The sequence below is a fragment of the Streptomyces sp. BYX5S genome, from assembly GCF_054724165.1.
Map to the genome: position 1 here is coordinate 7,886,822 of NZ_CM138829.1, position 12,076 is coordinate 7,898,897.

The 12,076-nt window shown below is 70.1% G+C and carries 13 protein-coding genes and 1 pseudogene; 10 read left to right on the plus strand and 4 right to left on the minus strand.

Annotated elements, in window-relative coordinates; all coding sequences use genetic code 11:
• The first annotated feature begins 3 nt into the window (after nucleotides 1–3).
• A complete protein-coding gene (locus ACYBSK_RS35605) occupies nucleotides 4–531 on the plus strand; it encodes a chloramphenicol phosphotransferase CPT family protein (RefSeq protein ID WP_460244565.1) in 528 nt (175 codons plus the stop codon).
• 35 nt (nucleotides 532–566) lie between these two features.
• On the opposite strand, the gene ACYBSK_RS35610 is transcribed toward ACYBSK_RS35605, so the two are convergent.
• Nucleotides 567–1,193: a TetR/AcrR family transcriptional regulator gene (locus tag ACYBSK_RS35610; protein WP_460244566.1), complete on the minus strand. Its 627-nt coding sequence runs from the start codon at nucleotides 1,191–1,193 to the stop codon at nucleotides 567–569.
• 152 nt (nucleotides 1,194–1,345) lie between these two features.
• On the opposite strand from ACYBSK_RS35610, the gene ACYBSK_RS35615 reads away from it, so the two are divergent.
• From ACYBSK_RS35615 to ACYBSK_RS35635, 5 genes and pseudogenes are all read left to right on the plus strand, one after another.
• On the plus strand, nucleotides 1,346–2,116 hold the full coding sequence (locus ACYBSK_RS35615; protein ID WP_460244567.1) for an SDR family NAD(P)-dependent oxidoreductase: 771 nt from the start codon (nucleotides 1,346–1,348) through the stop codon (nucleotides 2,114–2,116).
• A gap of 152 nt (nucleotides 2,117–2,268) precedes the next feature.
• Nucleotides 2,269–2,673, plus strand: a complete 405-nt coding sequence (locus ACYBSK_RS35620; RefSeq protein ID WP_457481374.1) for a hypothetical protein — start codon at nucleotides 2,269–2,271, stop codon at nucleotides 2,671–2,673.
• A 67-nt stretch (nucleotides 2,674–2,740) separates the two neighbouring features.
• Nucleotides 2,741–3,109, plus strand: coding sequence for a YrdB family protein (locus ACYBSK_RS35625; RefSeq protein ID WP_460244569.1), 369 nt, complete (start codon nucleotides 2,741–2,743; stop codon nucleotides 3,107–3,109).
• Between the two features lie 695 nt (nucleotides 3,110–3,804).
• Nucleotides 3,805–4,194, plus strand: coding sequence for a hypothetical protein (locus ACYBSK_RS35630; protein ID WP_460244570.1), 390 nt, complete (start codon nucleotides 3,805–3,807; stop codon nucleotides 4,192–4,194).
• Between the two features lie 921 nt (nucleotides 4,195–5,115).
• Nucleotides 5,116–5,721, plus strand: a pseudogene (locus ACYBSK_RS35635) (tyrosine-type recombinase/integrase); the annotation flags it as partial.
• 724 nt (nucleotides 5,722–6,445) lie between these two features.
• Here the strand turns inward: ACYBSK_RS35635 and ACYBSK_RS35640 are convergent.
• Complete coding sequence (locus ACYBSK_RS35640; protein WP_457481376.1) at nucleotides 6,446–7,207, minus strand: phosphoglyceromutase; 762 nt, start codon at nucleotides 7,205–7,207, stop codon at nucleotides 6,446–6,448.
• 135 nt (nucleotides 7,208–7,342) lie between these two features.
• Between ACYBSK_RS35640 and ACYBSK_RS35645 the strand changes: the two genes are divergently transcribed.
• From ACYBSK_RS35645 to ACYBSK_RS35655, 3 genes are all read left to right on the plus strand, one after another.
• Nucleotides 7,343–8,611: an MDR family MFS transporter gene (locus tag ACYBSK_RS35645; RefSeq protein WP_457481377.1), complete on the plus strand. Its 1,269-nt coding sequence runs from the start codon at nucleotides 7,343–7,345 to the stop codon at nucleotides 8,609–8,611.
• 30 nt (nucleotides 8,612–8,641) lie between these two features.
• The gene (locus tag ACYBSK_RS35650; RefSeq protein WP_457481378.1) at nucleotides 8,642–8,920 is read left to right on the plus strand and encodes a hypothetical protein; all 279 of its coding nucleotides are present in this window, start codon (nucleotides 8,642–8,644) and stop codon (nucleotides 8,918–8,920) included.
• 68 nt (nucleotides 8,921–8,988) lie between these two features.
• A complete protein-coding gene (locus tag ACYBSK_RS35655) occupies nucleotides 8,989–9,180 on the plus strand; it encodes a hypothetical protein (RefSeq protein ID WP_457481965.1) in 192 nt (63 codons plus the stop codon).
• Between the two features lie 31 nt (nucleotides 9,181–9,211).
• Here ACYBSK_RS35655 and ACYBSK_RS35660 read toward each other — a convergent pair whose 3' ends face one another.
• A complete protein-coding gene (locus ACYBSK_RS35660) occupies nucleotides 9,212–9,712 on the minus strand; it encodes a type III secretion system chaperone family protein (RefSeq protein ID WP_457481379.1) in 501 nt (166 codons plus the stop codon).
• Nucleotides 9,705–11,048: a D-inositol-3-phosphate glycosyltransferase gene (gene mshA, locus ACYBSK_RS35665; protein ID WP_457481380.1), complete on the minus strand. Its 1,344-nt coding sequence runs from the start codon at nucleotides 11,046–11,048 to the stop codon at nucleotides 9,705–9,707. The genes ACYBSK_RS35660 and mshA overlap by 8 nt, the downstream gene beginning before the upstream one ends.
• A 169-nt stretch (nucleotides 11,049–11,217) precedes the next feature.
• Between mshA and ACYBSK_RS35670 the strand changes: the two genes are divergently transcribed.
• A complete protein-coding gene (locus ACYBSK_RS35670; protein ID WP_460244571.1) occupies nucleotides 11,218–12,009 on the plus strand; it encodes a class I SAM-dependent methyltransferase in 792 nt (263 codons plus the stop codon).
• Nucleotides 12,010–12,076: the final 67 nt, after the last annotated feature.

Here is a 12,076-nt window from a genome sequence, read left to right on the forward strand (position 1 = left end):
GCCATGCCTCAAGTGATCGTCCTCAACGGCGGCTCCAGCTCCGGGAAAACGAGCATCGCACGCTCCTTGCAGACGCTGCTGCTGCCGACGCCCTGGCTGACGCTCAGCGTCGACACCCTGATCGAGTCGCTGCCGCCGTCGGGCGCGGGCATCGAGTTCGAGCCGGACGGCACGATCACCGTGGGCCCCGCCTTCACCCGCGTCGAGGACGCGTGGATGGCGGGCGTCGCGGCGATGGCGACGGCCGGCGCGCACGTGATCGTCGACGAGGTCTTCCTCGGCGGCCCCCACACCCAGTCCCGCTGGCGCAACGCCCTGACCGGCCTGAACGTCCTGTGGGTGGGGGTCCACTGCGACCCGCACGTCGCGACGTCCCGCGAGACGGCCCGCGGCGACCGCACCCCCGGCATGGCGGCGTCCCAGGCGCGTCTGGTGCACGAGGGGGTGACGTACGACGTGGTGGTGGACACGAGCCGGGTGGGGGTGGAGGTGTGTGCGGGGGAGATCGCGGAGCGGGTCGGCCGCGGGTGACGTCGCCGCCGCGGGGTGTGGCGGGGGGGGCCGGGTCAGCGGGCGCGGGCGTCGGCGTCGGCGTCGGCGTTGGCCCGCAGGTGCGCGATGCCCGTGTCGAGGGCCGCCCTGAGGTGGGTGGAGTCGCCGGTGGACATCATGATGGTCACGCCGCCCTGGATGCCGGCGAGCAGCGCCGCCGCCGTGCGGTCCGCGTCGAGGCCGGTGCGGACCAAGCCGCCCGTCTGAAGGGCGCGGACACCGCGGGCGAGTTGGGCCTGCCACTGCCGCATCAGCTCCGCGACGATCGCCCGTGCCCCCGGGCTCGACCGTCCGACCTGGAGGAACAGCGCGCCCAACGGGCAGTGGTCGCCCTGGAGTTCGTACCGTTGCACCACCAGGTCGCGCCACTGCTGCCAGGACTCCCACGAGTCGAGGCGGCCCAGGTGCGGCTGCTGGTCCTCCAGGACGCGGTCCGCCTCGAACTCCGCGACGGCGAGGAGCAGTTCGTCCTTGCCGCCGGGGAAGTAGTGGAAGAGCTGGCTCTTGCTGGTGCCGGTGCGGGCGCGGATGTCGTCGAGCGTGGTGAAGGAGACGCCCTGCTCGCGTAGCGCCTCGGCGGCGCCGGAGACGATCCGCCCCCGGGTGGCACGCCCTTTCGCGGTGAGTGTGTCCCCACCCACGACTCCACCTCCTCCTCCTGATCCTCGTCCGTTCGCCTCGACCGTACTCCTTTCTGGACTTGCCGGTCCATTTTTTGCGGAGCACCGTGGGCGCCATCACCTCGATCACGAGGGCCCGATCACGAGGGCTCGATCACAAGGGAGCGTGCGTCATGAGCGGACGGCTGAACGGAAAGACCGCGCTGGTCACGGGGTCGACCAGCAACATCGGACAGGCGGTGGCCGAGACCTTCGCCGCCGAGGGCGCGCACGTCGTCGTGTCCGGGCGCAACGCCGAGCGCGGCGCCGCCGTCGTCGCGGCGATCCGCGCGGCGGGCGGCCGGGCGGACTTCGTCGCGGCGGACCTCGACGGCAGCCCCGAGGTCTCCCGCGCCCTGGCGGAACGGGCCGCGGAAGCCCTCGGCGGCCGGATCGACGTCCTCGTCAACAACGCCGGCGTCTACCCCTCGCCCAGCACGGTCGACACCGACGAGAAGACCTTCGACCACCTCTACGCCGTGAACGTGAAGGCCCCCTTCTTCCTCACCGCCACCGTCGCCCCGGCGATGGCGGCCGCGGGCGGTGGCGCGATCGTGAACCTCGGCTCGTGGATCACCCGCCTCGCCGTCCCCTCCGGCGCCGTCTACAGCTCCACGAAGGGCGCCATGGAGACGCTGACCCGAGCCTGGGCCGCGGAGTTCGGCCCGCGGGGCGTCCGCGTCAACGCGGTCTCCCCCGGCGTCGTCCTCCCGCCGACCCCGGAGGGCGCCGAGCCGCACCCCGGCGAACGCATGATGCACGGCACCCCGGCCGGCGCGATGGGCTCCCCCGAGGCCATCGCCCACGCGGCCCTCTGGCTGGCAAGCGACGAGGCGTCCTTCGTCCACGGGACGGTGGTGGATGTGGACGGGGGTCGGACGGGTGTGGCGGTGATCGCGGGGTGAGGTGGGGGGCGGGAGGCGTGACGCGGGGTGGACCGCCGGGGGGGGCACGTAACCCCGGCCCGGGAGGGGGTGGGCCGCATAATCCCGGCCCGGGAGGGGGCGAGCCGCATAACCCCAGCCCGGGAGGGGCTGGGCCGCGTAACCTCGGCCGCATGCCTCGCCGTTCGAACGCACCGCGCCGGTTGGTCGCCGATGGCCGGGTGTACCTGTGGACGATGCGCCACAGCCACCGCAGGGACGACGCCGGCCGCGCGGTGGACTGCCGTCAGACGCTGACGCTCACCCCGCAACCGGCCGGTTCCGGCGGCCGGTTGCGGATCGTCTTCGCCGAAGGCCCCGGCCAGTACGTTCCCGGCGGCGCGCCCTTCGGCTCCGGAGACGTGGGCTTCGTCCGGGGCGCCGACCTGAACCTGCACGAGCCGGGCGCCGTCCGCGCCCTCCTCGACGTGGCGCTGGCCGACGGATGGCAGCCGGAGGACCGCCACCCCCTGGAAATCGACGGCTGGCCCCTCCTGCACCGCGCGGCCACGGCGCGCTCGGCCCGGCCCACCACGTGACGCCCATGGTCACGGGGCCGCGCGGATCGGAGTAGATTCTTCCGCGCAAACGCACGAGGGTGACCCCATGACTCCCGCGCTGCCACCGGCCGCCCGCGCCTTCTTCCTCGCCAACGAAGGCTTCGCCTTCCTCCTGGAACTGCTGACGCTGGGCCTGCTGGCCTGGTGGGGCTTCACCCGCGACATCGGGCGGGCGGGCTCCCTGGCCCTCGCGGTGGCCGCGCCGCTCGCCGCGGCGGTGCTCTGGGGAATGTTCGCGGCGCCGAAGGCCCGCTTCGCGATCCCCTACGCCGCGCAACTCGGCGTGAAGGCACTCGTCTTCGGCACCGCCGCCCTGGCCCTCCTCGCCCTCGGCCACCGACTGCCGTCCCTCTGGTTCACCACGGTCGCCGTCCTCAACACCGCCCTGGCCACGTACTACCGCACACGTTCATGACTCCATGACTCATCGTCATTGGCCGCTTTGGGGCTGATGCCGAGCGGCATCGAACGGGTACCCGCTCGACCATGCTGGCTCTGGCGTACACCTCGTACAACACCGCGACTACAGTGTGGGCCTTCGTGGCCGCCATCCTCATCGTGCTTGCGGTGGGTTGGTTCATCAGACATCGCAGATAACCCCGACACCCGCTTTCCGCGCCCCCGTCCGGCCCGGCGAATGGCACGCCGCGGAGCCGTGCCACTGTCCGGCCCCGCCTCCGTCGCTGCGGCTCTGGCGATCAACGGCTGCAGCCCGGACGACTCCGTTGCGCAGGCCACGCTCCCCTCACGCGCGCCGCCCGCCAGCGATATTGGGCTTCAGGACACAGAGAAGCCCTCTACCGGCGGGAAAACCGCAGGTGGAGGGCCTCTTCATAGGCGCTTACTTCTTCTTGCCCTGGGTCTTAGCGGGGATCTTGGTGACCTGCGTTTTTGCAGATCAGGTGCCCTGCCTCAGCTGCCTGACTGGTCGTCATTGGTCGTTGTCGGCCGGTGTTGAGCGACCTCGGACGGCCCAGGGACGGCCCAGACGCTGCCTCTGTGGCGGCGGCATCAGCAGCGTCGTCAAAACGTGGGCACGCGCCACAGTCGGGATTCTGTCTGGTTCTGGCCGCTGCTTGACCTGTGCATATGACATTACGCTGCGCAACTATGGGAAAAGCCATGCGCCTGTACTGGGGATACATCGCAGTTGGAGCCCTCATCGTCGCCTGGACCCAGCAATGGGCCCTTCCAGTCATCGCCGCCTTGTCCATCGCGGTCTTCGGTTACGCCTCGTTCCAAGTGCCGGTCTGGTGTGGAGCAGTCAACCGAGACGGCCGTACCTACTGCCGGAACAACGCCTATGGCGTGCTGATGGGATGCCGGAACCGCCAACACCGTTGGCAAAAGCTGAAGTTGATCGGGTTGCGCAGCAAGGCTGGTGACGTCAGTCGTGCAGTTTTCCCCACCGCGAAAGAGAAGTTCAACGCCTTCTTGGCCGTAGGAGGCCTGGTCTCTGGGTTCGCAGCAGTGATCGTCCCTGCCATAACTGGCGGCTGACCTCCTTCCCTGCAACGCCCCAACTGCCCACCTCAGCCAGCACCTTCGGCCTAGCCGCCGGATCAATTGTCAGTGCCGTGCCTCAGACTCGTCCGTACAGTCGAGGAGAGGGCTCTTGATGGGCATATGGGTAACGGCCACGTTCGCACTGATCGGCGTCATCACTGGTGCGGTCTTGAGCCCTTGGGCGGCCCGTCGACAGGCCTGGGTCTCTGCCAAACGCGAGGCACTAGACAAAGCGATCATGGCAACCAGGAAAGCGAACCTGCGACGTAACTATCTACGAGGCGCTGCGAGAGATCAGCTGCTACCTGTTCAAGTTGGTGATCCTCAGCTCGACCACTGGCCAGCACTAACAGACGAGCAGCTGGCTCGTGCCCATGACGCACAAGCCCAGATACCACTCGACGGCTTCGCCGAGTTCCGAACTTCCGTTGTGGAGATGCGCGACGCCCTCGCAGTGGTGGAGCCGTACGTAGATCTTGATTGGAACTGGGAGACCGAGTGGCTGCCCGGTCCCGACACGTTCAGGTCGTTGCTCGTCCAGTTGAAGCGCGCCCGAGACCGTAGCGGCCTACCGCACCGGGCCCGTTTCGCTATCCGACGGCGACGCTCTCTGCCGTAGCCCACCACCCAACCAAGCTCCCGGCTCCCGGTGCCGGCCGATCCCCCGCCGGAGGCATCGTCTTTGACCGCGAGGCGAGCCGTGCCGATACCCGCCTCATCACCCCGGCATCAACCACGTGGGCGCGCGTCGGCGCAGCGCCCGTAGCGCGGGCCGAAGGCATGAGCGCGAAGGGCAGCGGAGCCGGGAAGCGAGCCCGGCGAAGCGGAGCGCAGCCGGTCTTGATGAAGTGGGGAAAGTTCTATCGCGCTGGTGTCAGCCGCTTGCCGTCATGGCTTCGGACGTGCGGGCCTGCTGTCGGCGGTGGCTGCGGCCTTCGACAGGGCGAGATCCTCGGCGTCGCTGAGGACGCGATCGACTTCGAGTCGGAGACCCTGCACGTCGTCCAGCAGCTCAAGCTGAGCCAGAGCAAGCCCCTCTTCGCCCCGCCCAAGGGCGGCAAGCTCCGGGACGTTCCGCTCCCCGGTCCGGTCGCCGACGCCCTGCGGACCCACATGAAGGAGTTCCCGCCGGTCGAGATCACGCTGCCCTGGAAGGTCGCCGACGGACCGCCGGTAACCAAGCGGCTGATCTGCACCGCGCCGCGCGGCAGGCACGTCTGGCGTACCTCGCTCAACGAAGAGGCCTGGAAACCGGCGCTGGCCGCTGCGGGAGTGACCCCCACACCTGAGCGGGGCGAGCCCTACGCGGAGTCACACGAAAACGGCACGCACGCCCTGCGCCACTTCTACGCCTCGGTCCTCCTGGACGTCGGGGAGATCATCAAGGCCGTCGCCGAGTACCTCGGCCACTCGGACCCAGGGCTCACGCTCCGTGTATATGCGCATCTGATGCCCTCTAGCAAAGAACGGACACGGAGGGCGGTCGAGCATGCATACGAATCCCTTAGATCAACAATCTGAGGCTCAGAACTGTGGGTGGGAGACTCAGAACTGAGGGCGGAGCCATACTTTCTAGCTAGGGAGCTAGCTTTCTGCCGAGAAAGAAAGCTAAGGGCGCCTTCATATTGAGCACTGACTGCAGATCAGAGCCATATCCCCTCACCCTCCACACCCATCCGACAGGACGGACGCCCCCCCCCCTGAGCTGGGGAGATGCTACCTCCCTAGGTAGGGAGCATCTCCCGTTCATGCCATGCAATGAATCATTCATCTCGCTGAATGCCACGACCGCTAACGGGCCGATCCAGCTACACATTTCTACTGTAGAAGTAGAAGCCAGGACGCTTCTAGCTGTGCGTTTGTCTACGAAGCCAAGCTATGCAAAAGTCTCACCACACGCGAATGCCGCCCAAGTTGGGGCGGCATTCGTTCCCATTTTCGCGCTCGGAATCCCTCGGAAGGAACCGATCACACATGGAGTCCACATGACCCCACGCAGAGGTGTCACCGTCGACATCTGTCCACGCGACTTACCGATCGCGCTCATCGGCCTCGCTGGCGGCGCGCTCGCCTTCTGGGCTGACGCACCAACCGAAGCAACCGCTCCTATCGCACTCCTGATCATCTTCGACGTCCGCATCCGTCGGTGGGGCAGTCACACCTGACGGCCCAGCGACGGCCCCGGCACAGCGAAAAGCCCCCTACCAGCGGAAAAACCGCAGGTAGGGGGCTTCTCAGTAAACTCTTACTTCTTCTTGCCCTGATTCTTGACCGCCTCGATCGCCGCCTTCGCCGCGTCCGGGTCCAGGTACGTGCCGCCCGCCTTCACCGGCTTGAAGTCGGCGTCGAGCTCGTAGGAGAGCGGGATGCCGGTCGGGATGTTGAGGCCCGCGATGTCGGCGTCGGAGATGCCGTCGAGGTGCTTGACCAGCGCGCGCAGGCTGTTGCCGTGGGCCGCCACCAGGACAGTCTTGCCCGTGAGGAGGTCCGGGACGATGCCGTCGAACCAGTACGGGAGCATGCGGACGACGACGTCCTTGAGGCACTCCGTCTGCGGGCGCAGCTCCGGCGGGAGCGTCGCGTAGCGGGGGTCCTCGAACTGGGAGTACTCGGCGTCGCGGTCGAGCGGCGGCGGCGGGGTGTCGTAGGAGCGGCGCCACAGCATGAACTGCTCCTCGCCGAACTCCGCGAGGGTCTGCGCCTTGTCCTTGCCCTGGAGGGCGCCGTAGTGGCGCTCGTTCAGGCGCCACGAACGGTGGACCGGGATCCAGTGGCGGTCCGCCGATTCGAGGGCCAGCTGCGCGGTGCGGATCGCGCGCTTCTGGAGCGAGGTGTGGACCACGTCGGGGAGCAGGCCGGCGTCCTTGAGCAGCTCACCGCCGCGGACCGCCTCCTTCTCGCCCTTCTCGTTCAGGTTGACGTCCACCCAGCCGGTGAACAGGTTCTTGGCGTTCCACTCGCTCTCGCCGTGGCGGAGGAGGATCAGCTTGTACGGTGCGTCGGCCATGGGCCCGAGCCTAATCGACGGCCCTCGCGCCCGCCGATTGACGGTCCCCGTCAATTGAGTGGCCGCCACTGCTACCCCGTGCGTAAGTTACGTAAACCGAGTTCACCGCTTACGCCAGCCCCGGGGGATGCACCCATGTCAGTCGCCTCGCTCAGACGTGCCGCCACGGAGTCCGTCTCCGGGCTCCCGCGCGAATTCTGGTGGCTGTGGACCAGCACCCTCGTGAACCGGCTCGGGAACTTCGTTCTCACGTTTCTCGCGCTGTATCTGACCGCTTCGCGCGGTTTCTCCGCCGCGTACGCCGGTCTCGTCGCCTCGCTCATCGGGCTCGGCGGTGTCATCGCGTCGGTGCTCGGCGGGGTGCTCGCCGACCGGCTCGGGCGGCGGCCCACGCTGCTCGGCGCGCAGCTCGCCACCAGCGCGACCGTCGCCGTCCTCGCCTTCGTGCGCGACCCCGTCGCCATCGCCGTCACCGGCTTCGCGCTCGGGCTCGCCTCGAACGCCTCGCGGCCCGCGATCCAGGCGATGATGGCGGACATCGTGCGTCCCGAGGATCGGGTGCGGGCGTTTTCCTTGAACTACTGGGCGATCAATCTTGGGTTCGCGGTCTCGTCCGTGTACGCCGGCTTCCTCGTCGCGCAGAGCTACACCCTGGGCTTCCTCGTCGAGGCCGCCATGACGCTCGCCTGCGCCTGCGTCGTCTTCGTGAAGGTGAAGGAGTCGCGGCCGACGACGACCGTGGTTCCCGGCGCGCCCAGCAGTCCCGTCGTGACCATGGGGACCGTGCTGCGCGACGGGCGGTTCATGCTGATGGTGGGGCTCTCGTTCCTGGTCGCCGTCGTGTTCACACAGAGTTCGGTGGGGCTGCCGATCGTCATGGGTGAGAACGGGTTCAGCAGTTCCGACGTCGGGCTCGTCGCCGCCGTCAACGGTGTCGTGATCGTCGCGCTCCAGATCCCGCTCACCCGGTTCATCGAACGCCGCGACCCCGGGCGGCTGCTGGCCGTCTCCTCGCTGCTCATCGGCTACGGCTTCGCCCTCACCGCCCTCGCCGGATCGCTCGCCGCGTACGCGCTGACCGTCGTGGTGTGGACGCTGGGCGAGATGGTCAACGCGCCGACCCAGTCGGGGCTCGTGGCCCGGCTCTCGCCCGCCGAGGGGCGCGGCCGCTACCAGGGCGTCTACACCATGTCGTGGTCGGCGGCGGCCCTCGTCGCGCCGCTCGCGGGCGGCTGGGTCATCGACTCGGCGGGCGCCGGGTGGCTGTGGGCGGGGTGCGCGGCCCTCGGCACGGTGACGGCGGTGGGGTACTGGGCGCTGATGCGAGGGCTCCCGGGCTCCGGACCAGCGGAGTCGAAGCAGGTCGCCGCCGCTCCCGTCGCCGCCGAGAACAGCCCCGCTTGACCGGGCAGTTCGGCGGGTACGTACCCGAACATGTCCGAAGCCCCCAGGACCTCCTCCAGAACTGACGAACCGCCCAGAACACTCGTGGGCGGCGTAGAGGTCGACGTCCCCAACAGCATCCCGGCGATCCGGGCGGCGCTCGATCCGAACCGCCGCCACGAGTTCGACAAGGCGATCAACGCGGCCGGGGTCGGCGAGATCCACGCCGTGATGCGGCACTGGATGCTGGAGGCCGTCCCGGACCCGGAGGCGGACGCGATCCTGGCCCGGCTCGCCCGTGACGAGGCGGAGAGGCGGGGCCCGGCGTGAGCCGACGACGCAGGCGCGGCGCCTGCCGCATCGCCTACGCCCCGCCCGCCGACGACACCCTCGCGAAGATGGCCAACCCGGACGCCTTCCGCGCCGAGATGGCCCGCACCCTCTCCCACGACCCGTACGGCCATGGCTCCACCACGGTCTCCGGAGAGCGCGACCGCCGTGAGGCGACCGTCGGCGGGGCGATAGTCCTCTACTACGTCTCCGGGTCGGTGCTGACCGTGACCGTGGTGCGGATGGTGGCGCTCGGATAGGACCTCGGCCCCAACCGGCGCACGGCGCGGGCTACTTGGCCGGACGCTGGGTCAGGTGCGCGAACGCGTCCAGGTTGCGCGTCGACTCGCCGCGCGACACCCGCCACTCGTACTCCTTGCGGATCGCGCTCGCGAAGCCGAGTTCGAGGAGCGTGTTGAACGCGCCGTCGGCGGCCTCCAGGACGGAGCCGAGGAGGCGGTCCAGCTCGTCGGGGGTGACGGCGGCGAGGGGGAGCTTGCCGGTGACGTAGACGTCGCCGAGCTGATCGACCGCGTAACTCACCCCGTACAGGCGGAGATTGCGCTCCAGGAGCCAGCGGTGCACCCCCGTCTCGTTCTCGTCGGGGTGCCGGATCACGAACGCGTTGAGCGAGAGGCTGTGCCGGCCGACGCGCAGGGACAGCGTCGTGGACAGCTTGCGGGTGCCGGGGAGCTTCACCACGTACGAACCCGGCTCCGGGCTCTCCCACTCCAGCTCGGCGTCCTTCAGCGTGGACTCGATGACGTCGTGTGCCTGTCGCTGGTCAGCCATGGTGCGAGGGTACGTGACGGCGCCTGGCCTGCATCGCGGCCGTGTAGACGTCGGCCGTGGCGGAGGCGGCCGTGTCCCAGCCGAAGGAGAGGGCGTGCCGGGCGGCGGCGTCGCCCATGGTGTCCACCAGGTGGGGGTGGTCGGCGAATTCGCGCAGCACGCGCGCGTAGCGGGCCGGTTCGTGGCCGTCGACCAGGAAGCCGGTCCGCTCGTGGCGCACGGCCACGGGGAGGCCGCCCACCGAGGCCGCGAGCACCGGGGTGCCCGCCGCCTGGGCCTCTATGGCGACGAGTCCGAAGGACTCGTTGTAGGACGGCATGACGAGGACGGAGGCCGCGCGGAACCAGTCGGCGAGCTGCTCCTGGCCGACCGGCGGGTGGAAGCGGACCACGTCGGCGACGCCGAGCTTCGCGGCGAGCTTCTGGAGCGCGGCCGGCTTGGCGAGGCCGCTGCCGCTGGGTCCGCCGACCACCGGGACGACGATGCGGGAGCGCAGCTCGGGCCGCTCGTCCAGGAGGACGGCGACCGCCTTCAGGAGGATGTCGGGCGCCTTGAGGGGCTGGATGCGGCCCGCGAAGAGCGGGATCAGCGCGTCCTGCGGCAGGCCCAGGCGGGCGCGCGCCGCGGCCCGCCCGTCGGCCGGGCGGAACCGCTCCAGGTTCACGCCGGGGTGCACGACGGCGACACTGCCGGGGTCGGCCTCGTAGTGCCGGACCAGCTCGTCGGCCTCCTCCGCGGTGTTCGCGATGAGGCGGTCGGCGGCGCGCACGATCTGGGTCTCGCCGATGACACGGGCGGCCGGTTCGGGGGTGTCGCCCTCGGCCAGCGCCGCGTTCTTGACCTTGGCCATGGTGTGCATGGCGTGCACGAGGGGCGCGCCCCAGCGCTCGGCGGCCAGCCAGCCGACCTGCCCGGACAGCCAGTAGTGCGAGTGCACGAGGTCGTAGTAGCCGGGGCGGTGGCCCGCCCACGCCTGCATGACGCCGTGCGTGAAGGCGCACAGCTGGGCGGGCAGGTCCTCCTTGGCGAGGCCCTCGTAGGGGCCCGCGTCCACGTGCCGGACGAGGACGCCGGGCGCGAGCTCGACCTCCGGCGGGAGGCCGCCCGCGGTGGCCCGCGTGAAGATCTCGACCTCGATGTTGATCGCCGCGAGCCGTTTGGCCAGCTCGACGATGTAGACGTTCATGCCGCCCGCGTCGCCCGTACCGGGCTGGTGGAGGGGCGAGGTGTGCACGCTGAGCATCGCGATGCGCCGGGGGCGCCGATGCGCGCCGGGCCGCCGCAGCAGGGCCGGAGCAGCCCCGGAGCGGCGGAACCTGGTCACGTACTGGCTCACGTGGCGGGCCCTCCTTGGTGGGCGTACTGCGGGCACGACGACGAGAGGGCACGGACCCTCTTCCTCGTCGGCAACGCCGGAGTCGGCCGCTCCATTTCCACTTTGCCGAATCATTACCGTACGGATCTCAACCAAAGCCGCGTCCGGCGCACCGCATACCCTCGTACCCATGAGCCCGCGTTCCAGTTCTCGCCCCGTGGGAACCGTGACGCGAGGCACCACCAATCCGAACCGGCTGCGCCGCATGGACCGCTGGATCGCGGCCGTCCACGGCGCCGCGCTGCGCCGCGCCGACGACCCCGTCGCGGTCGACCTGGGCTACGGGGCGGCGCCCTGGACCGCCGTGGAGCTGCTGACCCGGCTGCGGGAGACGGCGCCGCACGCGCGCGTGGTCGGCATCGAGATCGAACCGGCGCGGGTCACGGCCGCGAAACCGTACGAGCGGGAGGGGCTCACCTTCCGGCACGGCGGCTTCGAGCTGCCGCTCGCCACTGCCCCGCTGCTGATCCGGGCGGCGAACGTGCTGCGCCAGTACGACGAGGAGCAGGTCGCCGCGGTGTGGGAACGGCTGTGCGGGCGGCTCGCGCCGGACGGCCTCCTCGTGGAGGGCACCTGCGACGAGATCGGGCGCCGCCACGTGTGGGTGGCGCTCGGCCCCGAGGGCCCGCGCACCGTCACCTTCGCCACCCGGCTCGGCTCCCTGGCGACCCCCTCCGACCTGGCCGAACGCCTCCCCAAGGCGCTGATCCACCGCAACGTGCCGGGCGAGCCGGTGCACGCCTTCCTGCGCGACTTCGACCGGGCGTGGGCCTCGGCCGCGCCCTACGCCTCGTACGGCGCGCGGCAGCGGTGGATGCGGTCGGTGCGGGATCTGGCGGCGGACTGGCCGGTGGTGGACCGGCCGGGGCGCTGGCGGCAGGGCGAAGTGACCGTGGCGTGGGGGGCGTTGGCGCCGCGATAGCGGGTAGTGGCGGGAGGGATTCGGGGGAACGATCTCGGCGTCCCGTTCGTCAGACCGCTCGGGGACC

Bases quoted from the DNA above. Each gene is read 5' to 3' on its own strand.
- ACYBSK_RS35605 (WP_460244565.1), top strand. From the start codon at position 4: ATGCCTCAAGTGATCGTCCTCAACGGCGGCTCCAGCTCCGGGAAAACG.
- ACYBSK_RS35615 (WP_460244567.1), top strand. From the start codon at position 1,346: ATGAGCGGACGGCTGAACGGAAAGACCGCGCTGGTCACGGGGTCGACC.
- ACYBSK_RS35620 (WP_457481374.1), top strand. From the start codon at position 2,269: ATGCCTCGCCGTTCGAACGCACCGCGCCGGTTGGTCGCCGATGGCCGG.
- ACYBSK_RS35625 (WP_460244569.1), top strand. From the start codon at position 2,741: ATGACTCCCGCGCTGCCACCGGCCGCCCGCGCCTTCTTCCTCGCCAAC.
- ACYBSK_RS35630 (WP_460244570.1), top strand. From the start codon at position 3,805: ATGGGAAAAGCCATGCGCCTGTACTGGGGATACATCGCAGTTGGAGCC.
- ACYBSK_RS35640 (WP_457481376.1), bottom strand. From the start codon at position 7,207: ATGGCCGACGCACCGTACAAGCTGATCCTCCTCCGCCACGGCGAGAGC.
- ACYBSK_RS35645 (WP_457481377.1), top strand. From the start codon at position 7,343: ATGTCAGTCGCCTCGCTCAGACGTGCCGCCACGGAGTCCGTCTCCGGG.
- ACYBSK_RS35650 (WP_457481378.1), top strand. From the start codon at position 8,642: ATGTCCGAAGCCCCCAGGACCTCCTCCAGAACTGACGAACCGCCCAGA.
- ACYBSK_RS35655 (WP_457481965.1), top strand. From the start codon at position 8,989: ATGGCCAACCCGGACGCCTTCCGCGCCGAGATGGCCCGCACCCTCTCC.
- ACYBSK_RS35660 (WP_457481379.1), bottom strand. From the start codon at position 9,712: ATGGCTGACCAGCGACAGGCACACGACGTCATCGAGTCCACGCTGAAG.
- ACYBSK_RS35670 (WP_460244571.1), top strand. From the start codon at position 11,218: ATGAGCCCGCGTTCCAGTTCTCGCCCCGTGGGAACCGTGACGCGAGGC.